The sequence below is a fragment of the Nocardiopsis flavescens genome, from assembly GCF_900141985.1.
GTDB lineage: Bacteria > Actinomycetota > Actinomycetes > Streptosporangiales > Streptosporangiaceae > Nocardiopsis > Nocardiopsis flavescens.
Genome location: NZ_FQZK01000003.1, coordinates 185,888 through 207,596, shown reverse-complemented (window position 1 = coordinate 207,596; position 21,709 = coordinate 185,888). Strand labels below are relative to the sequence as shown.

Genomic DNA, 21,709 nt, shown 5'->3' with positions numbered 1-21,709 from the left:
CACGCCGCGGGGCGGGGCGCCGGGCGCGTCCACCGCCGCCGCGCTGCTGTAATGGGGGCATGGCCGCACCCGACCCCTACCCCCGACCGCCGCTCGACCGGGCGGCGCTCACCGCCGCCCTCATCCGCCCCGGCGGCATGTGGGAGCGGATCGAGGTGGTGCCCGAGGCAGGGTCCACCAACACCGAGCTGGCCGCGCGCGGCCGGTCCGGGGCCCCGCACGGCAGCGTGCTGGTGGCCGACCACCAGAGCGCGGGCCGGGGCCGGATGGGGCGGGGCTTCAGCACCCCGCCGCGCGCCGCGCTCACCGTCTCGGTGCTGCTGCGCCCCGCCGTGCCGACCGGCCGGCTGGGCTGGCTCTCGGCGCTGATGGGCGTCGCCGCGGTCGGCGCGGTGCGGCGCACCACCGGGGTCAAGGCCGCCCTCAAGTGGCCCAACGACCTGCTGGTCCCCGAGACGCTGCGGAGCGGGCCGGGCGGGGGCGACGGCAAGCTCGCCGGGATCCTCGCCGAGGTCGACTTCTCCTCCGGCGGCCCGGCGGTGGTCGCCGGCATCGGCATCAACGTCTCCCAGAGCCGCGACGAGCTGCCCGTGGACACCGCGGTGTCCCTGCGCGGGGAGGGCGCCGCCGACGTCGACCGGAACGTGCTGCTGGCCTCGCTGCTGGGCGAGTTCGAGGAGCTGTACACGGTGTGGGCGGCGGCCGGCGGGGACGCCGAGCGCAGCGGGCTGGCCGCGGTCTACCGCGACGTCTGCACCACCCTGGGCCGCCGGGTCCGGGTCCACCTGCCCGACGACCGCGTGCTGGACGGCGTCGCCCGCGCGATCGACGCCGAGGGCCGCCTGGTGGTCGACGGGCCCGGGGGCGAACGGGCCCTGAGCGCGGGCGACGTCGTGCACCTGCGCCCGGGGGTCTGAGGCCGCGGGGGCGCGCGGGACGCGCGCGTTCCGCGCAGACTTGCGCGCTCCGCCGTCCACAGGCCCGCGCACGGCCTTTCTGGGCGGTACCCGCCTATGCCATGATCCCCCTATGGCTATCGCGGACCGCTACCTCTCCGACGGCGAGGAACTCGTCCACGTCGTCCGCCGGCACCGGACCGTCCTCATCGAGGAGTTCACCGCCCCCGCCCCCGCCGACCACCGCCTGATGACGCGCGACGGCCTCATCTCCCGGCAAGGCCGCGACATGCCGCCGAGCCGGGTCGACGACGCCGCGTTCGGCATGTCGGTGTGGGAACGCATCATGAGGTACGGCACGTTGACCGTGCAGTCCGCCTCCGAACAGGAGGCCGTCACCCCCGGGAAGGTGCCGCGCCCGGAGTGGTTCCAGTCCGAGATCTACCGGCGCGTCAGCGACGCGCACCGGCCGCAGACCCGCTCCGACCTCCGGTGAAGGCCGCCCGGAGCGGCGGCGTCCCCCCGGCGTAAGCTGGAGGCGGACCCCCGCGGCACCGACGCGGTGGACCCCAGTACTCGCTCCCCGCACGGGCGGGGACGGTTCCGTGAAAGAGAACGTATGTCGTCGCGTCCTGACCCGAAAGTGATCGAGACCGCTCTCCTGGGCGGTGAAGCGGTCTACACCAGGGAGCAGGCGATCGAACTCGCCGGATCCGATCCCGAACTCGCCGGACGGATCTGGCGCGCCCTGGGCTTTCCCACCCAGAGCGACGACACCGTCATCTTCACCGAGAGCGACGTCGAGGCCCTGCGGCTGGCCACCGGGCTCCTGGACGAGGACGTCCTCGATGAGGAGGCGGTGGTCCGGTTCGCCCGCGCCATGGGCCAGACCATGGCCCGCCTGGCCGACTGGCAGACCAGCATCCTCAGCACCCTGGTCTTTCGCGAGGGGAAGGGCGCCGAGGGCGCCGTCCCGCTGATGAACCAGGTCAAGGAGCTGCTGCCCGAGGTCGAGCGGCTGCTGCTGCACATCTGGCGCCGCCAGCTCGCCGCGTCCACGGCCCGCACCCTGGCGGTGATGTCCAACGGCGGCGACGGGGTGCCCAACTACTACCCGCTCATCGTCGGGTTCGCCGACCTGGTCTCCTTCACCACCCTCAGCCGCGAACTGGACGAGGTCGAGCTGGCCCAGGTGGTCGAGGGCTTCGAGGCGACCGCCGCCGACATCGTCGCCTCCGGCGGCGGCCGGGTCGTCAAGACCCTCGGCGACGAGGTCCTCTACGTGGCCGACGACCCCGTCAAGGCCGCCGACATCGCTCTGCGCCTGGCCTCGGGGGTCAAGACCCACGTGGAGGTGCCCGACGTGCGGGTCGGCCTGTCCTCCGGGCCGGTGCTCACCCTGCACGGCGACGTCTTCGGCACCACCGTCAACCGGTCCAGCCGCCTCACCTCCTTCGCTCGGCCGGGCACGGTCCTCATCGACGAGGACCTCGCCCGCAGCCTGGAGGATGCCGAGGGGCTACAGGTGGTCAGGGTGCGCGCGCGGCACGCCCACGGGCTCGGCCTCATCCAGCCGTACGCCCTGCGCCGCAACTTCGAACCCGGCACCACCGCCTGACCCGGGGGTACTCCCGCCGGGCGGTCCGCGGGAGCACCCCGGGCGCGCGGCGGCGGCGCGGCCCCCGCCCGCGAACGCGTGTGCGCGTCCCCCCGTCGGGATAGGCTGAGCCACCGGAGCAAGCAGCGGACGTCAGGTGGTGGAGGCTTCGATGACCGACCCTTACCCCGTCGCGCACCTGCGCACCTCGGGGGTGCTCAGCCTGGAGGGCGTCGAGTCGGCGGTCGAGAACAACGTGTGGATCGTGGGGGACGAGGAGAGCGCGATCGTCATCGACGCCGCCCACGACCACCGGGCCATCGCCCGCGGGCTGGGCGACCGGGAGCTGATGGCGATCGTGTGCACCCACGCCCACACCGACCACATCAACGCGGCGGTGGCACTGGCCGAGCTCACCGACAGCCCCGTGCTGCTGCACCCCGAGGACGCCGACCTCTGGCACCTGGTCCACCCCGACCAGGAGCCCGACGCCCCGCTGCTGCACGGCGAGGCCCTCCAGGTCGGCGGGGTCGAGCTGCGCATCCTGCACACCCCCGGGCACACCCCCGGCGGGGTGAGCCTGTACGCGCCCGCCCTGGGCGCGGTCTTCAGCGGCGACACGCTCTTCCCGGACGGCCCGGGCTCCACCGGGCAGCCGCTCTCGGACTTCCCGACCATCATCGCGTCCATCCGCGACCACCTGGCCGTGCTGCCGGGGGACACGGTCGTGCACCCCGGGCACGGGGAGTCGACGACCATCGCCGAGGCCGCCGCGCACCTGGACGACTGGGCGGCCCGGGGCTTCTAGCCCCCGGGGCGACCGGGCGGGCGGGTCCCTTCGCGGCGCCTGCGGACACGGTCCCGGCGGCCCGCGGCTTTTGTCGATGCGGGGCCCTTCCCCGGCACGGCTTCCCGGTCCCTGGTCTGTTCGGGGTCGTGGGGTCCCGTGCGGTGCCGGCGGCGTGGTTCCGCCGGTGGCCTTCGGTGACCGCGGGTCCCTTCCCCGGCACGGCCTCCCGGTTCGTGGCCGGGGGGTCTTGCCTGGTGCGGGCGGCGTGGTCCCGGCGGGTGTTCCGGTGGCCCTCGGTGAGGCGGGGGCCGTCCTCGACGGGAACTCCCGGTCCGTGGCCTGTTCGGGCGGCGGATCCCCGCCCGGCGCGGTCCCGGAAAACCCGTGGCGCGGGCCCGGGCGCGGCCCCTAGCGTGGTGCCCGTCCAGCCCCCCGAACGAACGAGGCCCCGATGACCATGCCCAGGAAGGGCACCCGCAGGATCACCGTCGACGGCACCGCCTACCGCTGGCGCCACCGCTCCCGCCGCAGCGCCGCCGAGGCCCGGACCGGCTCCCGCCCGCTGACCTTCGCGGTCGAGCGCGACGACGCGCCCGGCCGCCTGCTCTCGGTCACCCTGGGCGATCGGCTCCCGCTGTCCCACTACTGCTGCACGGACTGCTCGCCCGACGAGTCCATGCCCGAGCCCATCACCCCGGCCCGGGTGGCCGAGGCGGTTCGCGCCGCGCTCGCCGACGGCTGGGACCCCCTGGGTCCCGCCGGGGTGCACCGGCTGGACATGCGTCCGCTCATCGCCGCCGGGGCCTGACCGGCCGGGCCGCTCACACCCGCAGCTCGAACGGGGCCGCCGCCTTGATCACCCCGTTGACCTGCACCTCCACCAGGTGCTCGCCGCGGTGGTGGGTGCGGGTGCTGATCGGCTTCACCCGGTGCCGCTTCTCCAGCGTGCGCCGCTCGCCCGCGCACAGCTCCACGGTGGTCCACTTGAACACCTTGGGGCGGCGGGAGCCGTCGGCCTTCACGTAGTGCACCCGGTAGTCCACGATGACCGTGTGCGGGCGGTCGTCGGTGTTGACCAGCTCCACCCGCACCCGGAGTTCGCCGCCCAGGTCCAGCACGGCGGGGGACAGGGACAGGTCCGCGGTGCCCACGCGGTCGCCGCCGGTGGCGCCCAGCAGTGCCAGGGCGCGCGGGTCGCCCCGCTTGACCAGGGTGCGCAGCGCGTGCCGGACGGTCCAGGCGGTCTCGGGGGTGGGGCTCTCCCGCGTCCACCGCTCGGCCAGGTCCAGGACCCTGCCGGGGTGGTCGCGTGAGATGTCGTTGAGGTTGTTGGCGACCGAGGTGCGCACGTACGCCGACGGGTCGTTGCGCAGTACCTCCAGCACCTCCAGTACCGGCCCCGGGTCGGCGACGAACTCCGGCAGCCGCCGCGCCCACGGCAGCCGGGGGCGCAGCCCCTCGCTGGCGAACCGCCGCACGTTGGGGTCGGGTTCGGCGGCGCAGGCGCGCATCAGGTCCAGCGCCGCCTCCCGGTGGTGCACCAGGTAGGGCCGCACCGCGAACTCGGAGGTGTGCCTGCGGGTGATCTCCACCAGGGCGGGCAGCGACGCCTCGGGGTGGGCCACCCCGTACTCCTCCACGAACCGGGCCACCGCCATCAGGTGGAACCCGTGCGCGTACATCCCGGCGCCGTCCACCAGGTCCTCGCCCAGGGACTCCACGAGCACGGCGACGGCCTCGGGATAGGCGGCGGGAAGCCGCGCCCGCAGGCCCTCGGCCATCACCATCACCCGGTCCTTGAGCTCCAGTGGGCCGACCCGGGCCGCCACCTCCCCGGCGTAGCCCTCCACGTCGAACCCGGGGAGCCGCTCCCGGATCGCCGTGCCCAGCACCCGTGCGGCCCCGCCGCCGACGTGCCGTTTGAGGCTGTGGTCGTCCGCCATCGCTCCCCGCCCTCACCCGCGATCCGAGGGGGCACAGTGTGCCCCTCCGCACGGGAAAAGTCGAGATTCGCCATCAAGCGGATGAGCGGGCATGTTCCGCCCTTCCGCCGCATACGCCTCCCCCCGTCGCGGACGGCGCCGGGGCGCGGGGCGGCGGCCCCGCGCCCCGGACGCGGTCATCCGTCCGCCGGCGGACGGATGTTGGGCGCGATCGGGGTGTCCCTGGGACGGACGCCGATCTTGGACCCCAGCCACACCAGGGGGTCGTACTTGCGGTCGGCGACGCGCTCCTTCATCGGGATGAGCGCGTTGTCGGTGATGTGGATGCCCTCCGGGCACACCTCCGTGCAGCACTTGGTGATGTTGCAGTAGCCGAGCCCGAACTCGTCCTGGGCGATCAGGCGCCGGTCGGCGGTGTCCTCCGGGTGCATCTCCAGCTCGGCCACCCGCATCAGGAACCGGGGGCCGGAGAAGTGCGGCTGGTTCTCCTCGTGGTCGCGGATCACGTGGCACACGCTGTTGCACAGGAAGCACTCGATGCACTTGCGGAACTCCTGTGACCGCTCCACGTCGACCTGTGCCATCCGGAAGTCCCCGGGCGAGGTCGCCGGGTCGGGGGTGAAGGAGGGGATCTCCCGCGCCTTGTCGTAGTTGAACGACACGTCGCACACCAGGTCCCTGATCACCGGGAAGGTGCGCAGCGGCGTCACGGTGACCGTCTCGTCCTCGTCGAACACGCTCATCCGCGTCATGCACGACAGCCGCGGCATCCCGTTGACCTCCATCGAGCACGACCCGCACTTGCCCGCCTTGCAGTTCCAGCGCACCGCCAGGTCGGGGGCCCGGGTGGCCTGGAGGCGGTGCAGCGCGTCCAGCACCACCTCGCCCTCGTTCACCTCCACCCGGTACTCGGCCAGCCCTCCGTCGGCCCCGCCGCGCCAGACCCGGAACACCCGCTCGCTCATGCCCGCTCCTCCTCGTCCTCGTGCCCGTCGCCGGTGTCGGCGGCCGTCTCGGGCAGCTCCTCCTTGGTCAGGTACTTGGCCAGCTCGTCGGGGTCGAACACGGCCAGCATCCCCGCGGGGATGTCGGGCACCGGCCGGTGCTCCACCGTCACGGCGCCCTCCCCGCGGGCCCGGACCTCCAGGTTGATCCGGCGCCACCGCGACGACATCTCGGGGAAGTCGTCCCGGGTGTGCCCGCCGCGCGACTCCTCCCGCTCCAGCGCCGCCGCCGCGATCGCCCGGGAGACCACGAGCATGTTGGGCAGCGACATCGCCAGGTGCCAGCCGGGGTTGTAGACCCGGTCCCCGGGGGCGCTCAGCTCCGCGGACCGCTCCAGGAGGACGTCCAGCCGCTCCAGCGCCCGCTCCAGCTCCGGTCCCCGCCTGATGATCCCGACCAGGTCGTTCATGGTGTCCTGGAGGTCGGAGTGGAGTGTGTAGGGGTTCTCCCCGGTGCCCTGCTTGAGGTACGCCAACGCGTGGTCCGCGGCCTCGGACACCCGGTCCGCCACGGCCTCGTAGGGGGCGCGCCCGCCCCGCCCGGCGGTGTACTCCGCCGCGCCCAGCCCGGCCCGGCGGCCGAACACCAGCAGGTCGGACAGGGAGTTGCCGCCCAGCCGGTTGGACCCGTGCATGCCGCCCGCCACCTCTCCGGCGGCGAACAGCCCGGGGACGTCGGAGGCGGCGGTCTCGGCGTCCACCCGCACCCCGCCCATCACGTAGTGGCAGGTGGGGCCCACCTCCATGGGCTCGGCCGTGATGTCCACGTCCGCCAGCTCCTTGAACTGGTGGTGCATGGACGGCAGGCGGCGGCGGATCTCCTCGGCCGGGAGCCGGGTGGACACGTCCAGGAACACGCCGCCGTGCGGGGAGCCCCGCCCGGCCTTGACCTCGCTGTTGATCGCCCGCGCCACCTCGTCGCGGGGCAGCAGCTCGGGGGGCCTGCGGTGGTTCTCCGGGTCGTCGTACCAGCCGTCGGCCTCCTCCTCCGACTCCGCGTACTGGGCGCGGAACACGTCGGGGACGTAGTCGAACATGAAGCGGCGGCCCCCGGAGTCGCGCAGCACCCCGCCGTCGCCGCGCACCGACTCGGTGACGAGGATGCCGCGCACCGACGGCGGCCAGACCATCCCGGTCGGGTGGAACTGGACGAACTCCATGTTGATGAGGGACGCCCCGGCCCGCAGCGCCAGCGCGTGGCCGTCGCCGGTGTACTCCCAGGAGTTGGAGGTGGTCCGGAACATCTTGCCGATGCCGCCGGTGGCCAGGACGACCGCGGGGGCCTCGAACACCGCGAACCCGCCGTCCTCGCGGCGGTAGCCGAACGCCCCGGCGATCGCGCCGTCGTGCAGCAGCAGCTCGGTGACCGCGGTCTCGGGGAACACCCGCAGCATCGCGTCGGGGTCGCCCAGCTCGGCGGCGTCTGCCTGTTGGAGGGCGACGATCCGCTGCTGGAGGGTGCGGATCATCTCCAGCCCGGTCCGGTCGCCGACGTGCGCCAGGCGCGGGTACTCGTGGCCGCCGAAGTTGCGCTGGCTGATCCGGCCGTCGGGGGTCCGGTCGAACAGCGCGCCCCAGTACTCCAGCTCCAGGATGCGGTCGGGGGCCTCGCGTGCGTGCAGCTCGGCCATCCGCGGGTCGTTGAGGAACTTGCCGCCGCGGATGGTGTCGCGGAAGTGGACCCGCCACCCGTCGGCGGGGTTGGCGTTGCCCAGCGCGGCCGCGGCGCCGCCCTCGGCCATCACGGTGTGCGCCTTGCCGAACAGCGACTTGGAGATCACGGCGGTGCGCATGCCCTGCTCGCGGGCGGCGATCGCGGCGCGCAGCCCCGCACCACCCGCACCGATGACCACCACGTCGTAGGTGTGGCGGGTGACGCCGGGTGCTCTCGAAGGAGCCATCTTGTGCCTTTCCGGGTCGGCCTCGTGCCCAGAGGTCAGTTGAAGAAGCGCAGGTCGGAGATGACCCCGCCCGCCATGAGCGCGACGTAGGCGTCGGTGGCGATGAGGGTGGCGATGCTGGCCCATCCGAAGTACATGTGCCGGTCGTTGAGCCGGGAGATCCCCGTCCACAGGCGGTAGCGGACCGGGTGGCGGCCGAAGCTGCGCAGCCGGCCGCCCATGATGTGGCGGCAGGAGTGGCAGCTGAGGGTGTAGCCCCACAGCATGAGCACGTTGACGACCATGATCACGTTGCCCAGGCCGACGCCGAAGCCGCCGTCCGTCCCGTGGAAGAAGGGGACGAGCATGTCCCAGGTGTTGACCGCGGTGATGGCGAAGGCGACGTAGAAGAAGTACCGGTGCCCGTTCTGCGGGAGCATCAGCGGCCGGGTCTCGCCGGTGTAGGACCGGTGCGGCTCCCGGACGGCGCAGGCCGTGGGCGCCTGCCAGACCGAGCGGTAGTAGGCCTTGCGGTAGTAGTAGCAGGTCACCCGGAACAGCAGCAGGAACGGCAGGCTGAGCAGGGCGTAGGGGACCAGCGGGGGGAACTCCACCGGCAGGCGTCCGAACAGGGCGGCGTCCGGCGCGCACTGGGCCGCGAGGCAGGGCGAGTAGAACGGGGTCAGGTAGTGGTGCTCCTGGACCCAGTAGTGGTCCTGCTGGAAGACCCGCAGGGTCGCGTAGACGACGAAGGCGGCCAGCCCCAGCGTGGTGAACAGGGGGGCGAGCCACCATCGGTCGGTGCGCAGCGTGCGCCGCGGGAGCTGTATCCGTGCGCGGGCGGGGGCCGCGCGGTCGGGCGGGGTCACCGTTGTCTCCACCTCCTGTGGGGGAGGGCCCGGAGCGGGGACGGGCCGCGGGGTGGCCGCGCCCTGCGCCGTGGCGCCTCCTGACGAGCGGCCCGCCGGCCCGGGAGTGGCCGGAGGGGGACCGCACTGTCACGCCACGCTAGGGGCCTGTGATGACGGTCACATCTCAGGGTCCACGAAATGCCGGAGAAATGGATGTGAATTGCGCCACTATTGTTCTGTTTTTTGTATGGTTATGTCATGAAAACAGAATGAAGATTCTTTTTGGGAACTTCGGCACTTTTGGTAAATGAGTGGCCTGAGTGGTAGGGGTCAAGCCCCGTCCTTTTCCCGGCCGCCCGCCTCCGGGTCCGAGATGAGCACCTCCAGGTCCGGCCCCAGCTCCTGCGGCGACATCTCCAGCAGGTACGCGTTGAGGTGGCGGCGGAACGCGTCCGCCGAGTGCGAGGGGTCGACGTCCTTGCGCCGCGCCAGCGCCACCGTCCGCAGCAGCCGCGGCCGGGCCAGCGGGGTACCCCGCAGGCCGGGGCGGCTCTTGAGCACCATGCTCGGCACCACCGCCAGCCCCAGTCCCGCCTCCACGAACCGCAGCACGGCGTCCATCTCGCCGCCCTCCACCGCCAGCTCCGGTTCGAACCCCGCCGCCCGGCACGCGCGCAGCGTCGCCTCGCGCACGTCGTACCCCCGCCGGAACATCACCAGCGGCCGGTCCCGCAGCTCCGTGATCCGGATCGACGCCCGGCCGTTGGGGGAGGGCCGCGCCGTGGGGCTGGCCACCACCAGGTTCTCCCGCAGGATCGGGGTGGTGGACAGGTCCGGGTCGCTGCTCTGTAGAGGCAGGATGATCAGCGCCAGGTCCAGCTCGCCCCGGCCCAGGTCGCGGATGAGGTCGCGGGACCCGCTCTCCTCCACGTTCAGCTCGATCCCCGGGTAGCGGGTGTGGAAGTCGGCCAGGACGTCGGCCAGCAGCCCCGCGCACAGCGACGGGGTGGCCCCCAGGCGGACCCGGCCGCGGCGCACCCCCGCCAGTTCGGCCACCTCGCGCCGGGCCGTCTCCAGGTCCGTGAGGATGCGCTGGGCCAGCGGGAGCAGCGCCTCGCCGGCCGGGGTGAGTGTGATATTTCCCCGGGCACGACTGAATAACGGCGCGCCCAGCTCCTTCTCAAGGCTGCGGATCTGTTTGCTCAAACTCGGCTGGGCGACGCGGGAAAGCTCTGCTGCACGGGTGAAATGGCGTGTGCGGGCGACGGCGACGAAGTAGGCGAGCTGTTGGAACTGCATGGTCCATAGCCTACGGCTATGGATGCCAGAGTCCTGATGCCTTAGACGTCGGGCTCAACACGAATTTAGAGTGGCAGGCTGTGGCGAACAGTACCTTGACCAAGAAGCGGTCTACGGCCTACGGGTCCACGGTGGCACTCAAGTCAGCGATGGCTGTCACCGGGGCGATCCTCGTGCTGTATTTGATCGCGCACATGTACGGCAACCTGAAAGTCTTCTCGGGCCAGGAGGCCTTCGACGGCTACGCGCACGGCCTGCGCGAGCTCGGCTACCCGCTCCTGCCCGAGCAGGGCTTCCTGTGGATCGCGCGCATCGTCCTGCTGGCGAGCATCCTGATCCACATCTACGCGGTGGCCGTCCTCTGGCGGCGCGCCGCCCGTGCCCGCAACGACCGGTACCAGGTGAAGAAGCGCGTCCAGCGCACCTACGCCTCGTACACCATGCGGTACGGCGGCGTCCTCATCGCGTTCTTCGTGGTGTTCCACATCCTGCACCTGACCGTCAACGCCATCGCGCCCGGCGGCAAGTCCGACAGCCCCTTCGAGCGGCTCGTGAACGGGTTCCAGCCCGAGTTCTGGTACGTGACCCTGTTCTACGTCGCCGCCGTCATCGCCGTCGGCTTCCACCTGCGGCACGGCATCTGGAGTGCCATGGCCACGCTCGGCGCGAACAAGGCGTCCCGCCAGGGCAAGATCAACGCGGTGGCCGTGGCGGTCTCCCTGGTCGTGACCATCGGCTTCCTGCTCCCGCCCCTGGCGGTCACCTTTGGACTGGTGAGTAAGTAATGTCTGACACCGACTACTTCGTCGTCGGCGACCCGATCCTGGACGAGAAGGCCCCCGAGGGCCCGATCAACGAGCGCTGGGACAAGCGCCGCTTCTCGGCCAAGCTGGTCAACCCCGCGAACCGGCGCAAGCTCTCCGTGATCATCGTCGGCACCGGCCTGGCCGGCGCCTCCGCGGCGGCGACCCTGGGCGAGGCCGGCTACAACGTCACCTCGTTCTGCTACCAGGACAGCCCGCGCCGCGCCCACTCGATCGCGGCGCAGGGCGGCATCAACGCGGCCAAGAACTACCGCAACGACGGCGACAGCATCTACCGGCTGTTCTACGACACCGTCAAGGGCGGCGACTTCCGCTCCCGCGAGTCGAACGTGTACCGCCTGGCCCAGGCCAGCGTCGAGATCATCGACCAGTGCGTGGCCCAGGGCGTCCCGTTCGCGCGCGAGTACGGCGGCCTGCTCGACAACCGCTCCTTCGGCGGCGTGCAGGTGTCCCGCACCTTCTACGCCCGCGGGCAGACGGGGCAGCAGCTGCTCATCGGCGCCTACCAGGCGCTGGAGCGGCAGATCGCGGCCGGGACCGTGCAGATGAACACCCGCCACGAGATGCTCGAACTGGTCGTGGTGGACGGCAAGGCCCGCGGCATCATCGCCCGCGACATGGTCACCGGCGAGATCCAGACGCACTTCGCCGACGCCGTCGTGCTGGCCTCCGGCGGCTACGGCAACGTGTTCTTCCTGTCGACGAACGCGATGGGCTGCAACGTCACCGCCACCTGGCGGGCGCACCGCAAGGGAGCGCTCTTCGCGAACCCCTGCTACACGCAGATCCACCCGACCTGCATCCCGGTCAGCGGCGACTACCAGTCCAAGCTGACCCTGATGAGCGAGTCGCTGCGCAACGACGGCCGCATCTGGGTGCCCAAGGAGCACGGGGACACCCGCGACCCCCGCCAGATCCCCGAGGACGAGCGCGACTACTACCTGGAGCGCATCTACCCGTCCTTCGGCAACCTGGTGCCGCGCGACATCGCCTCCCGCGCCGCCAAGAACGTCTGCGACGAGGGCCGCGGCGTCGGACCGGGCGGCCTGGGCGTGTACCTGGACTTCGCCGACGCGATCCAGCGCATGGGCCGCGCCGCCGTCGAGGCCAAGTACGGCAACCTGTTCGACATGTACCAGCGCATCACCGGCGAGAACCCGTACGAGCTCCCGATGCGCATCTACCCGGCCGTCCACTACACGATGGGCGGGCTCTGGGTCGACTACGACCTCCAGAGCACCATCCCGGGCCTGTTCGTGACGGGCGAGGCCAACTTCTCCGACCACGGCGCCAACCGCCTGGGCGCGAGCGCGCTGATGCAGGGCCTGGCCGACGGCTACTTCGTCCTGCCCAACACCATCAACGACTACCTCGCCGAGGGCCCGTTCGAGAAGGTCGACGAGTCCCACCCCGAGGCCGTCGCGGCCAAGGAGCAGGTCACCTCCCGGATCGACACGTTCCTGTCCCTCCAGGGCTCCCGCACCGTCGACTCCTTCCACAAGGAGCTCGGCCACATCATGTGGGAGTACTGCGGGATGGAGCGCAGCGAGGAGGGCCTCACCAAGGCCATCGAGCTCATCCGCGACCTGCGCGAGGAGTTCTGGCGCGACGTCAAGGTGCTCGGCACCAACGACGAGCTCAACCAGGCCCTGGAGAAGGCCGGCCGCGTCGCCGACTTCCTGGAGCTGGGCGAGCTCATGTGCATCGACGCCCTGCACCGCCGCGAGTCCTGCGGCGGCCACTTCCGCGCCGAGAGCCAGACCGAGGACGGCGAGGCACTGCGCCACGACGACGAGTTCGCCTACGTCGCGGCCTGGGAGTTCGCCGGCGATGGGAACAAGCCCGTACTCCGCAAGGAGAACCTGGAGTACGAGTACGTCGAGATGAAGCAGCGGAGCTACAAGTGAACATCACCCTGCGCGTATGGCGCCAGAAGGGCCGGGACGACCAGGGCCGGTTGGTCAACTACAAGCTCACCGACGTCTCCCCGGACATGTCCTTCCTGGAGATGCTCGACGTTCTCAACGAGAAGCTCACGCTGGAGAACGAGGAGCCGGTCGCGTTCGACCACGACTGCCGCGAGGGCATCTGCGGTGCGTGCGGCGTCGTGATCGACGGCGAGGCCCACGGCCCGGAGGTCACCACCACCTGCCAGCTGCACATGCGCAGCTTCAAGGACGGCGACACCATCACCGTGGAGCCGTGGCGGGCCAAGGCGTTCCCGGTCATCAAGGACCTGGTCGTGGACCGCGGCGCGTTCGACCGGATCATCCAGGCGGGCGGCTACATCAGCGCCCCGACGGGCACCGCCCCGGACGCCCACGCCAACCCGATCCCGAAGCCGGACGCCGACCGCGCGTTCGACGCCGCGACCTGCATCGGCTGCGGCGCCTGCGTGGCGGCCTGCCCGAACGCCTCCGGCATGCTGTTCACCGCCGCGAAGGTGACCCACCTGGGCATGCTCCCGCAGGGGCAGCCCGAGCGGGCCTCCCGCGTGGTCAACATGATCAGCCAGCACGACGAAGAGGACTTCGGCGGCTGCACCAACATCGGGGAGTGCGCGGCGGTCTGCCCCAAGGGCATCCCGCTGGACACCATCTCGCAGCTCAACCGCGACCTGCTGGGCTCCCTCGCCAAGGGCGTCGGCTAGCCGGCACCCGCGGCGAGGCCCCGGGCCGCACGCGTGCGGCGGGTCCCGCCCGCCGTCGCGGTACGTGGAGCCGGCGGTTCGCCGTCAGGAGCCCGAGGAGACGCTCGGCCGGGACACCCCGGCCGAGCGTTTCGCGTCTGCGGGGGCCGGGCCGGCCGCGTCCTCGCGGCCCCGGCCCTTTTCCGGCCCCGCCGCGCGGGCCGCACCCGGCCCGCATCCGACCGGTGGCCGCGACACCGGGCGGTTCGCGCAGGACCGGCCGCTCACCCCGAGCCCCGGCCGGGGTCTTGTGCCCCGGCGTCCTCCCCGGCCGCCCCCCACACGCGGGCGGGCAGGGCGCGCAGGCGAGCGGCGATCTCCGCGGCGTCCACCAGCGCGCCGGTGGTCACCGCGATGACGAGGTCGTAGGCGGCGTCCTGGTCCACCGGGCCCCAGGCGACCCCGTTCAGCCGCAGGAAGGTCTTCGCGCAGGTCCAGGCCAGGCGCTTGTTGCCGTCCGACAGGGGGTGTCCGATCAGGACCGAGCGCAGCAGCGCCGCCGCCTTGAGCCACGGGTCCGGGTAGGCCTCCTCCCCGAACGCCGTGTCCCGGGGCCGGGCCAGCGCCGCGTCCAGCAGGGCGGCGTCGCGCACGGACACGGCGGGCGGCAGGATCACCCCGGCGATCTCCAGGGCGTCGCCGCGCGTCAGGTGCCGGGTCATGCGCCCAGCCTCCTCAAGAGTTCGGCGTCCTCGGCGGCGATCTCCTCGGCGCACCGCCGGACCTCGGCGCGGCGCAGGTCCAGGTGGGCGCGCAGGACGCCGACGGCGGCCGTCGCCGCGTCGGTGCCCTCGGAGTCGGCGATCTCCCGCAGACGTGCCCAGAGGGGGTCGGGGAGGTCCAGGGTGAGTTCCATGCCCGGAGGCTATCGGAGCCCGGTGCCCGCGGAGCAGCGCGCGGCGACCGTGTGGAAGGCCCCGGGCTCCCGGGAGGCGAGGCCGGGGGCGCACCACGGCGGCGAGAACCCCGTCCCCACCGGCGGGGGCGGCCCGTCCCGGACGGGCGGAGCGCAGCTCCTCCACCGCGGCGGCCGGGCGGCCTGCTCCGCGACGGGCCGGTCGGAGCACCGCGGCCGCACCCGTGCCTCGGCTCCGCCGCCGGCACGGCCGTGCCCGCGGGCCGCGGCCCGCGGGCACGCGAGGTCGTGGCCGAGGGGCATCACGGCGGTGCGCTGCGGCTCCGCGCGGACGGTGCGCATGCCGGCGGCGACGCGCTCCGCGCGCCGGGTCGACGCGGCGGGCGACGCCTCGTACGTCCGTGCGGACGGCACGGCGCGGGGGTGTCAGGCGGGCCGGCGCAGCATCAGGTGGGCGGTCGGCCCCTCCGGGGCGTCCACGGTGTCGACGGCCTCGAACCCGAAGCGCGTGTAGAACGCGAGGTTGTCCGGGTTCATCGTCTCCAGGTACACCGGGGAGCCGTCGGCGTCGGCGCGCTCCAGGCCCGCGCGCAGCAGCAGGGACCCGACCCCGGTCCTCGGCACCGCCGGGTCCGCGCCCAGCACCTGGAGGTGCCAGTGCGGTTCGGCGGGCGCGTGCGCGGCCACCGCCGCGAAGTACCGGAGCACCTCCGGGAACCGGCCCGGACCCACCAGTTCCACCCAGTGCGGCAGGGAGCGCAGCGCGGCCGCGGTGCCGCCGTCCCAGCCGGGCGGGGTCCACAGCGCGGCGCCCCGGACGACCGGTCCGCGCCCGGGGTCCTCCTGCGCCTCGACGAGGGCGGAGTACCCGACGGGGACGAACGTGAAGCCCGCCAGCAGGGCGTGGGCCCGGGTGGTCCGGGAGATCCGCAGCAGGGGGTCCGGGAAGAGCCACCGGAACAGCGGGTCGTCGTGGAAGGAGCGGCCCAGGACGCGCGCCACCCCCGGCAGGTCGTCCACGGTGGCGGTGCGCACGGTCCGCGCGAGAGTACTGGTCATGGCGGTGCCCCTCTTCCTCGGGACACCATGCTAGATCACGGGGAGGTCACACACCCGTGTCCCGCGTGTTCTCAGAGCGGGTCGCGCCGCAGGAACCAGCTGGTGCCGACCTCGGGGTTGGCGGCCTCGCCGACCACCCGGAAGCCGAAGCGCTCGTAGAAGCCGAGGCCCTTCTCGTCGAGCGTCTGGGTGAAGACCGGCCGGCCCTCGGAGTCCGCGCGGTCCAGGCCCGCGGTGAGCAGCCCGCCGCCCAGGCCGGTCCCGGTCATGGCCGGGTCGACGCCCAGCGCCGCCAGGTACACGTGCGGCTCCTGCGGCGCGGCGATCTTCCACTCCGCGAAGACGCGCACGAACCCCGCGGTCCGGGCGCGCCCGAGCAGCTGGCCCCAGTGCGGCCACATGCGCAGGGACACCAGGCGCCCCTCGGGGTTGGTCGTGTAGGGGGCCCACAGCGCCGCGCCGCGGATCACGGGGTCGGCCCCCTCCTCGGCCACCTCCACGACCCGGGTGTCGCCGAAGGGCACGTAGCCGAACCCGGCGGTGAGCGCCAGCATGCGCCTGGTCCGGGCCAGCCGCGTCTCGAGGTCGGGGAACAGCCACGCGAAGAGGGGGTCGTCGTACAGCGCGCGGCTCAGCACGTGCGCCACCCCGGGGACGTCGTCGGGAGTCGCGGCTCGGGAACCGGCGGTCACAGTCGCAGTCATGCGGTTCGCTCTCCAGTAGGGGGCCTACCCGGCCATGGTAGATCACGAATGCGTCACGAGACTCCGGGGGGTGTGACCGTTTCCTGCAGTTCCTGGTCGAAAACGTGCGCCCGGACCCACGCGTGCATCGCGATCGCCGCGGCCGCCCCCGCGTTGATGGACCGGGTCGACCCGAACTGGGCGATCGACAGCACCGCGCGGCACACCGACCGCACCTCCTCCGACAGCCCCGGCCCCTCCTGGCCGAACACCAGCACCGCCTCGCGCGGCAGCGGGTAGGTCTCCAGCGGTACCGCGCCGGGCAGGTTGTCGACGCCGATCAGCGGCAGGCCCCGCTCCGCCGCCCAGGCCACCAGCGCCCCGGTGCCGGGGTGGTGGTGCACGTGCTGGTAGCGGTCGGTGACCATCGCCCCCCGCCGGTTCCACCGCCGCCGCCCCACGATGTGCACCGCGGCGCAGCCGAAGGCGTTGGCGGTGCGTACCACCGAGCCGATGTTGAAGTCGTGGGACCAGTTCTCCACCGCGACGTGGAAGGGGTGCCGGACGGTGTCGAGGTCGGCGACGATCGCCTCCCGCCGCCAGTAGCGGTAGCGGTCCACGACGTTGCGCCGGTCGCCGTCCGCGAGCAGTGCGGGGTCGTAGTGCCCGCCCCGGGGCCAGGGGCCCTCCCAGGGGCCGACACCGACCTCGCGCGCCTCGTCCTCACCGGGGGTGTCGGGGTTCTCGTTCATCGCCCCCCAGCTTAGGCACCGCCTACAGGTGGATGTCCCCGTGGAAGTCGCGCGCCTGGACGACCCGGGCGCTGCCGCTGACGTCGCCGTGGATCTGGTTGACGGTGTTCCCCTCGCCCTCCTGGGAGACGTCGACCTCCGCGCCCAGCTCGCGCATGAGGGCCGCGATCTCCGGGTTCTGGGCGGACGCGCGCTCCAGGTGCCCGGCCACCGCCTCCAGGGCCGCGGGGTCGCCGGTGGACAGCAGCGCCTCGTCCAGGGCCTCCCGGGCCCCGTCGTCGCCGCGGAACCACGCGAAGGCGGCCCGGCGCAGCCGCGCCAGCCCTTCGGTGACCGCCGTGCCGGCGTGCTCGGAGATCTTGGTGGCCACGCCGGTGACGACCGCGGTGGCCAGGGCGAGGGTGACGGGGTCGGCCACGGACGGCTCCTTAGCGATCGGGGGCGACACCCCCAGTTTCGCTCTTCAGGCGGCCCGCTGTCGCCTTTTCGCGACAAGAAGTGCGACCGCGCGCCAGCCGAGCATCGCCGCCGCGAGGAAGAGCGAGGTGACGATCACGAACGACAGGGGGGTCCCCTCGCCGACGGCCCGCCGCGCCAGCATGCCCCCGACCACGGTGACCGCCCACACGAACACCCCCGTCGGCCACAGCGCCGCCGGAGCGCGCCACGCACGGGTCGCCGCCCACCCCAGCAGGGCCCCGGCCACAAACGGCCACGCGGTCGACAGCACCGCCCCGAATGCGGTACCCGTACCGTGGTCCGCCTTCCCCACCACGACGAACACCAGGACGCACACCAGGTCGGCGAGCAGGGCGGCGAGAACCGGGAACGAACGCATGCGCCCAGGGTACGGCCGCCCGCCCGGGACCTCCCGGCGGCCCCGGGAACCTTTTTCCGGCACTCGGTATCGTAAAAGGAGTCACGGAAGGTGACCGCCGCCCCCTGGAACCGAACGAGGACCGACGTTCCCGTGAACCCTCCCCCGCCCCGCCCACCGGGCGCCCCCGCCGGTGTGTCCCCCCTGTCGCAGGGGGACCCGCGCGCCGTCGGCCCCTTCCGGATCGCCGGCCGCCTCGGCGCCGGTGGCATGGGCACCGTCTACGCCGCCCTGGACGACCGCGACCGGCGCGCGGCCCTCAAGCGCATCCACGCGGTGTACGCCGCCGACGGCGACTTCCGCGACCGCTTCGCCCGCGAGGTCCGGCTGGTGCGCCGGGTCCGGGCCGAGGGCGTGCCGCGCTTCCTCGCCGCCGACACCCGTGCCGACGTCCCCTGGCTGGCCACCGAGTACGTGCCCGGACCCACCCTGGACGCCCGGGTGCGCGGGGGCGGCCCGCTGCCCGCCGGGTTCCTCGCCGACTTCGCCCGCGTCACCGCGCGGGCGCTGGCGGCGATCCACGCGGCGGGGGTGGTGCACCGCGACCTCAAGCCGGGCAACGTCATCCTGTCCCCGGCCGGGCCCCGTGTCCTGGACTTCGGGATCGCCCGCGCCGCGGAGGAGACCGCGCTGACCCGTACGGGCGCCCTGGTCGGGACGCCGGGGTGGATCTCCCCCGAGCAGTACCGGGGCGAGGCGGCCACGGACCGCTCGGACGTGTTCGCCTGGGCGTGCATGGCGGTGTTCGCCGCGACCGGCCGCGGCCCGTTCGGCCCGGGCACGGAGGAGGGCGTCATCTCGGCGGTGCTGTCCGCGGCCCCCGCCCTCCACGGCGTCCCCGGACCGCTGCGCCCGGTCCTGGCCGCCGCGCTGGACAAGGACCCGGCCCGCAGGCCCTCCGCCGCCGAGGCGGCGCGGGCCCTGCCCGCGTTCCCCGCCCCGGCCCCCTGGGCGGCCGTCCTGCCCGCGGTGGACGCCGACCCGCTCTCCTGGACCCGCGTCGCCCCGCCCCGCCGCCCGTGGGTGCGCCGCCACGGCCGCGTGCTCGCGGTGTCCGCCGCGGCGACCGCCCTCGCCGTCGCCGCGGCCACCGCCCCGGCCCTGGTCCCCACGGGGACGGCGGCCGACGGCGGCACGGTGCCGGGGCCCTCCCCGGACGGGGGCGCCGCCCTGCCGCCGGCCGCGGGCGCGGACGGGGAGCCGGTCCCCGACGACGTCCCGGAGGAGTACCGCGGCCTCTACACCGACGGCACGGTGGTGGTCGAGGCCTCCGACACCGAGCCGGTGGTCGTCCGCTCCCTGGTCGGGGAGGACGGCACCGCCCTGGAGCAGCTGCGCGTCACCTACCTCACCGCCGACAACCCGAGCAACGCCAGCACCCTGTCGCTCGGCCTGAGGGTGGAGTACCTCCCGGACTTCGGCTCCCTGAGCCTGCACGCCGAGGACTTCGGCTGGGTGCAGGCGGTCTCGCCCGACGACGAGAGCCTGGACTACCGGCGGCCCAACACCCGCGGGGTGCTCGCGGAACTCGACCCCGGCTCCCCCGAGGCGGAGACCACCGTCGCGTTCTTCGGCGCGCCTCCCGGGGCCCTCTACCTGCTGCCCGCGGCCTCCCTCGGCGAGGGGCGGACCGCGCCCCTCGACACGCCCGGCGGCGTTTGCTACGTGCGCTCGTCCCACGACGACGAGGCGGCGGGCCCCGCCTTCCCCGGCCACGACTCCCTGGGGCCGCACGACGCGCGCCTCACCGACGGCAGGCCCCTGAACAGCTGCGCCTACGACCCCGCCGGAACCTGATCCGCCCGCCGATCGAGCACCGAGGAGCAACCCCCCGTTGAACGACTCCGAACGCCCCTTCGACGCAGACCGCCTGCCGCCCGGCGCGACCCCGCCCGCCGCGACGGACCCCGACCGCATCGGCCCCTACCGGGTGGTCGGCCGCCTCGGCGCCGGTGGCATGGGGGCCGTCTACGCCGGGCTCGCCCCGGACGGGTCCTGCGCCGCGGTCAAGGCCGTCCACGAGCAGTTCGCCGCCGACCCGGACTTCCGGGCCCGGTTCGCCCGCGAGGTCGCCATGGTGGCCCGGGTGCGGTCGGTGTGCGCCCCCGCCTTCCTGGCCGCCGACGCCGGGGCCGACGTCCCCTGGCTGGCCACCGAGTACGTGCCCGGGGACACCCTGCGCGCGCACATCAGGAAGCACGGCCCGCTGTCCGGCGGCATGCTGGACGCGCTGGCCGCCGGCCTGGCCGAGGCGCTGGCGGCGATCCACGCGGCGGGGGTGGTGCACCGCGACCTCAAGCCGGGCAACGTCATCCTGGCGCCGACCGGCCCCAAGGTGCTGGACTTCGGCATCGCGCGCGCGGTCGGCGGCACCGCCCTGACCCGCACCGGCGGCCTGTTCGGCACCCCGGGGTGGGTCTCCCCCGAGCAGTACGGGGGCGCGGAGGCCACCGACCGCTCCGACGTGTTCGCCTGGGCGGGGATGGTGCTGTTCGCCGCCACCGGCCGCGAGCCCTTCGGCACCGGCCCGGTGTCCGTGGTCTCGCACCGCACCCGGACCGAGGAGCCGGACCTGGCCGGGGTGCCCGACCACCTCGCCCCCCTGCTGCGGCGCGCCTTCTCCAAGGACCCGGAGGGCCGGCCCACCGCGCTCCAGGCGCTCGACGAGCTCACGGCGGGCTGGAGCGCCACACGGATCCAGCCGGCCGGCGCCCCCGCGGCCGGCGCCCCGGCCACCGCGATCCTGCCCGAGATGCTGCGCCGGGAGTGGACCGGGGTGGCGGCACCGCGCCCGCGCAGGGTCCGGCGACCGCGCCGCGGGCTGTTCCTCGCCGCGGGGGCGGCCGTCCTGGCCGCGGTTCTCGTCGGGGGGTTCCTCGCGGCGCGCTCGCCCGGCGGTGACACGCCGCCCGAGGACCCCTTGACGGCCTCCTCCGCGGGACCGGCGGCCGACGGTCCGTCCGCCGCCGCGCAGGGCCCGGCGGTCGAGCGCGACCCACAGGACGGCGAGGCGGTCGTCGCCGAGGCGGTGGAGCTGGCCCGCGGGGCGTCGAGCTTCATCGTCCACAACTCGGACGCCACCGGAGAGCTCATGAGCCAGGGGCGCAACGAGCAGATCCTCTACACCGAGGACCCCGAGCCCCGGTACCGGGAGACCGCCTACCTGGGCCCGGCCACCGAGCACGTCCTGGAGGTCGGCGACGGGCCCGACGTGCTCATGCGCCTGGACAGCAACCTGGCCGGAGTCGTCGAGGGGAGCTACTACCGGCCGGACCCGGCCGACCTCCCCGAGCCCCGCGGGCGCTGGAACAGGTCGCTGGGGCTGCTGGAGCAGCTCACCGGCGGCGCGGCGGCCTTCTCCTACCAGGGCGTGACGGACACCCCCTTCGAGACCTACCCGGAGGAGCTGACCGAGGGCCTCGACATGGCGGGCAGGACCGGGCACCACTACACCGGGACGCTGCGGCTGGAGGACGAGAGGTACACCTACGAGGGCGACTTCGACCTGTGGGTCGGCGAGGACGGGTACCCCCAGCACTTCCAGTCCTTCCTCCGCTTCGCCGAGGTGGAGGAGGACTACATCACGGAGTCGGTCGGGTTCATCGCCTTCGACACCCCGGTGGAGATCGAGGTCCCCGACGAGTCCGAGATCGCGGCCGACCAGGACGCGGCCCGTCCGTCCTCGTGAGCCCGGTCCCGGTGCCGTGCG

General features: G+C 73.6%; 22 protein-coding genes. 10 read left to right on the top strand and 12 right to left on the bottom strand.

Annotated elements, in window-relative coordinates:
* Positions 1-59: 59 nt before the first annotated feature.
* From BUE45_RS07630 to BUE45_RS07610, 5 genes are all read left to right on the top strand, one after another.
* Entirely contained in the window at positions 60-917 is an 858-nt protein-coding gene (locus tag BUE45_RS07630) for a biotin--[acetyl-CoA-carboxylase] ligase (protein WP_073376871.1), read from the top strand.
* Positions 918-1,029: 112 nt separating this feature from the next.
* A complete protein-coding gene (locus tag BUE45_RS07625) occupies positions 1,030-1,392 on the top strand; it encodes a PH domain-containing protein (protein ID WP_073376870.1) in 363 nt (120 codons plus the stop codon).
* Positions 1,393-1,515: 123 nt separating this feature from the next.
* Positions 1,516-2,514, top strand: coding sequence for an adenylate/guanylate cyclase domain-containing protein (locus BUE45_RS07620; protein WP_073376868.1), 999 nt, complete (start codon positions 1,516-1,518; stop codon positions 2,512-2,514).
* Between the two features lie 151 nt (positions 2,515-2,665).
* Positions 2,666-3,301 (top strand): MBL fold metallo-hydrolase, encoded by a 636-nt coding sequence (locus BUE45_RS07615; protein WP_073376866.1) that lies wholly within the window; start codon positions 2,666-2,668, stop codon positions 3,299-3,301.
* Positions 3,302-3,734: 433 nt separating this feature from the next.
* Complete coding sequence (locus tag BUE45_RS07610; protein ID WP_073376864.1) at positions 3,735-4,091, top strand: hypothetical protein; 357 nt, start codon at positions 3,735-3,737, stop codon at positions 4,089-4,091.
* A 13-nt stretch (positions 4,092-4,104) separates the two neighbouring features.
* Here BUE45_RS07610 and BUE45_RS07605 read toward each other — a convergent pair whose 3' ends face one another.
* From BUE45_RS07605 to BUE45_RS07585, 5 genes are all read right to left on the bottom strand, one after another.
* Positions 4,105-5,226 (bottom strand): DNA alkylation repair protein, encoded by a 1,122-nt coding sequence (locus BUE45_RS07605; RefSeq protein WP_073376862.1) that lies wholly within the window; start codon positions 5,224-5,226, stop codon positions 4,105-4,107.
* Between the two features lie 176 nt (positions 5,227-5,402).
* Positions 5,403-6,191 (bottom strand): succinate dehydrogenase/fumarate reductase iron-sulfur subunit, encoded by a 789-nt coding sequence (locus tag BUE45_RS07600; protein WP_073376860.1) that lies wholly within the window; start codon positions 6,189-6,191, stop codon positions 5,403-5,405.
* Positions 6,188-8,131 carry a fumarate reductase/succinate dehydrogenase flavoprotein subunit gene (locus BUE45_RS07595; RefSeq protein ID WP_073376858.1) on the bottom strand — a complete coding sequence of 648 codons (1,944 nt, stop codon included), beginning with the start codon at positions 8,129-8,131 and terminating at the stop codon, positions 6,188-6,190. Before BUE45_RS07595 ends, BUE45_RS07600 begins: the two co-directional genes overlap by 4 nt.
* 35 nt (positions 8,132-8,166) lie before the next feature.
* Positions 8,167-8,991, bottom strand: coding sequence for a hypothetical protein (locus tag BUE45_RS07590; RefSeq protein ID WP_073376856.1), 825 nt, complete (start codon positions 8,989-8,991; stop codon positions 8,167-8,169).
* A 300-nt stretch (positions 8,992-9,291) separates the two neighbouring features.
* Positions 9,292-10,260, bottom strand: a complete 969-nt coding sequence (locus tag BUE45_RS07585; RefSeq protein ID WP_073376854.1) for a LysR family transcriptional regulator — start codon at positions 10,258-10,260, stop codon at positions 9,292-9,294.
* Between the two features lie 131 nt (positions 10,261-10,391).
* Here BUE45_RS07585 and BUE45_RS07580 point away from each other — a divergent pair, with 131 nt between their 5' ends.
* From BUE45_RS07580 to BUE45_RS07570, 3 genes are read left to right on the top strand one after another with little or no spacing between them, the layout of a single operon-like run.
* A complete protein-coding gene (locus tag BUE45_RS07580) occupies positions 10,392-11,045 on the top strand; it encodes a succinate dehydrogenase cytochrome b subunit (protein WP_073376852.1) in 654 nt (217 codons plus the stop codon).
* Positions 11,045-12,991 carry a fumarate reductase/succinate dehydrogenase flavoprotein subunit gene (locus BUE45_RS07575; protein ID WP_073376850.1) on the top strand — a complete coding sequence of 649 codons (1,947 nt, stop codon included), beginning with the start codon at positions 11,045-11,047 and terminating at the stop codon, positions 12,989-12,991. Before BUE45_RS07580 ends, BUE45_RS07575 begins: the two co-directional genes overlap by 1 nt.
* Positions 12,988-13,734, top strand: a complete 747-nt coding sequence (locus BUE45_RS07570) for a succinate dehydrogenase/fumarate reductase iron-sulfur subunit (RefSeq protein WP_073376848.1) — start codon at positions 12,988-12,990, stop codon at positions 13,732-13,734. Before BUE45_RS07575 ends, BUE45_RS07570 begins: the two co-directional genes overlap by 4 nt.
* Positions 13,735-13,997: 263 nt before the next feature.
* On the opposite strand, the gene BUE45_RS07565 is transcribed toward BUE45_RS07570, so the two are convergent.
* The 7 genes from BUE45_RS07565 to BUE45_RS07530 form a co-directional block, all read right to left on the bottom strand.
* Positions 13,998-14,435 carry a type II toxin-antitoxin system death-on-curing family toxin gene (locus BUE45_RS07565; protein ID WP_073376846.1) on the bottom strand — a complete coding sequence of 146 codons (438 nt, stop codon included), beginning with the start codon at positions 14,433-14,435 and terminating at the stop codon, positions 13,998-14,000.
* A complete protein-coding gene (locus BUE45_RS07560; protein ID WP_073376844.1) occupies positions 14,432-14,629 on the bottom strand; it encodes a hypothetical protein in 198 nt (65 codons plus the stop codon). The genes BUE45_RS07565 and BUE45_RS07560 overlap by 4 nt, the downstream gene beginning before the upstream one ends.
* A 426-nt stretch (positions 14,630-15,055) precedes the next feature.
* Positions 15,056-15,688 carry a GNAT family N-acetyltransferase gene (locus BUE45_RS07550; RefSeq protein ID WP_073376839.1) on the bottom strand — a complete coding sequence of 211 codons (633 nt, stop codon included), beginning with the start codon at positions 15,686-15,688 and terminating at the stop codon, positions 15,056-15,058.
* A 71-nt stretch (positions 15,689-15,759) separates the two neighbouring features.
* Positions 15,760-16,392 (bottom strand): GNAT family N-acetyltransferase, encoded by a 633-nt coding sequence (locus tag BUE45_RS07545; RefSeq protein ID WP_073376837.1) that lies wholly within the window; start codon positions 16,390-16,392, stop codon positions 15,760-15,762.
* A gap of 53 nt (positions 16,393-16,445) precedes the next feature.
* Positions 16,446-17,123, bottom strand: coding sequence for a TrmH family RNA methyltransferase (locus BUE45_RS07540; RefSeq protein WP_073376835.1), 678 nt, complete (start codon positions 17,121-17,123; stop codon positions 16,446-16,448).
* A gap of 22 nt (positions 17,124-17,145) precedes the next feature.
* A complete protein-coding gene (locus BUE45_RS07535; RefSeq protein WP_073376833.1) occupies positions 17,146-17,541 on the bottom strand; it encodes a hypothetical protein in 396 nt (131 codons plus the stop codon).
* Between the two features lie 45 nt (positions 17,542-17,586).
* Positions 17,587-17,961: a DUF3054 domain-containing protein gene (locus tag BUE45_RS07530; RefSeq protein WP_073376831.1), complete on the bottom strand. Its 375-nt coding sequence runs from the start codon at positions 17,959-17,961 to the stop codon at positions 17,587-17,589.
* A gap of 174 nt (positions 17,962-18,135) precedes the next feature.
* Between BUE45_RS07530 and BUE45_RS07525 the strand changes: the two genes are divergently transcribed.
* Entirely contained in the window at positions 18,136-19,797 is a 1,662-nt protein-coding gene (locus tag BUE45_RS07525; protein ID WP_084737054.1) for a serine/threonine-protein kinase, read from the top strand.
* A gap of 37 nt (positions 19,798-19,834) precedes the next feature.
* Entirely contained in the window at positions 19,835-21,688 is a 1,854-nt protein-coding gene (locus BUE45_RS07520; RefSeq protein ID WP_073376829.1) for a serine/threonine-protein kinase, read from the top strand.
* Positions 21,689-21,709 lie beyond the last annotated feature (21 nt).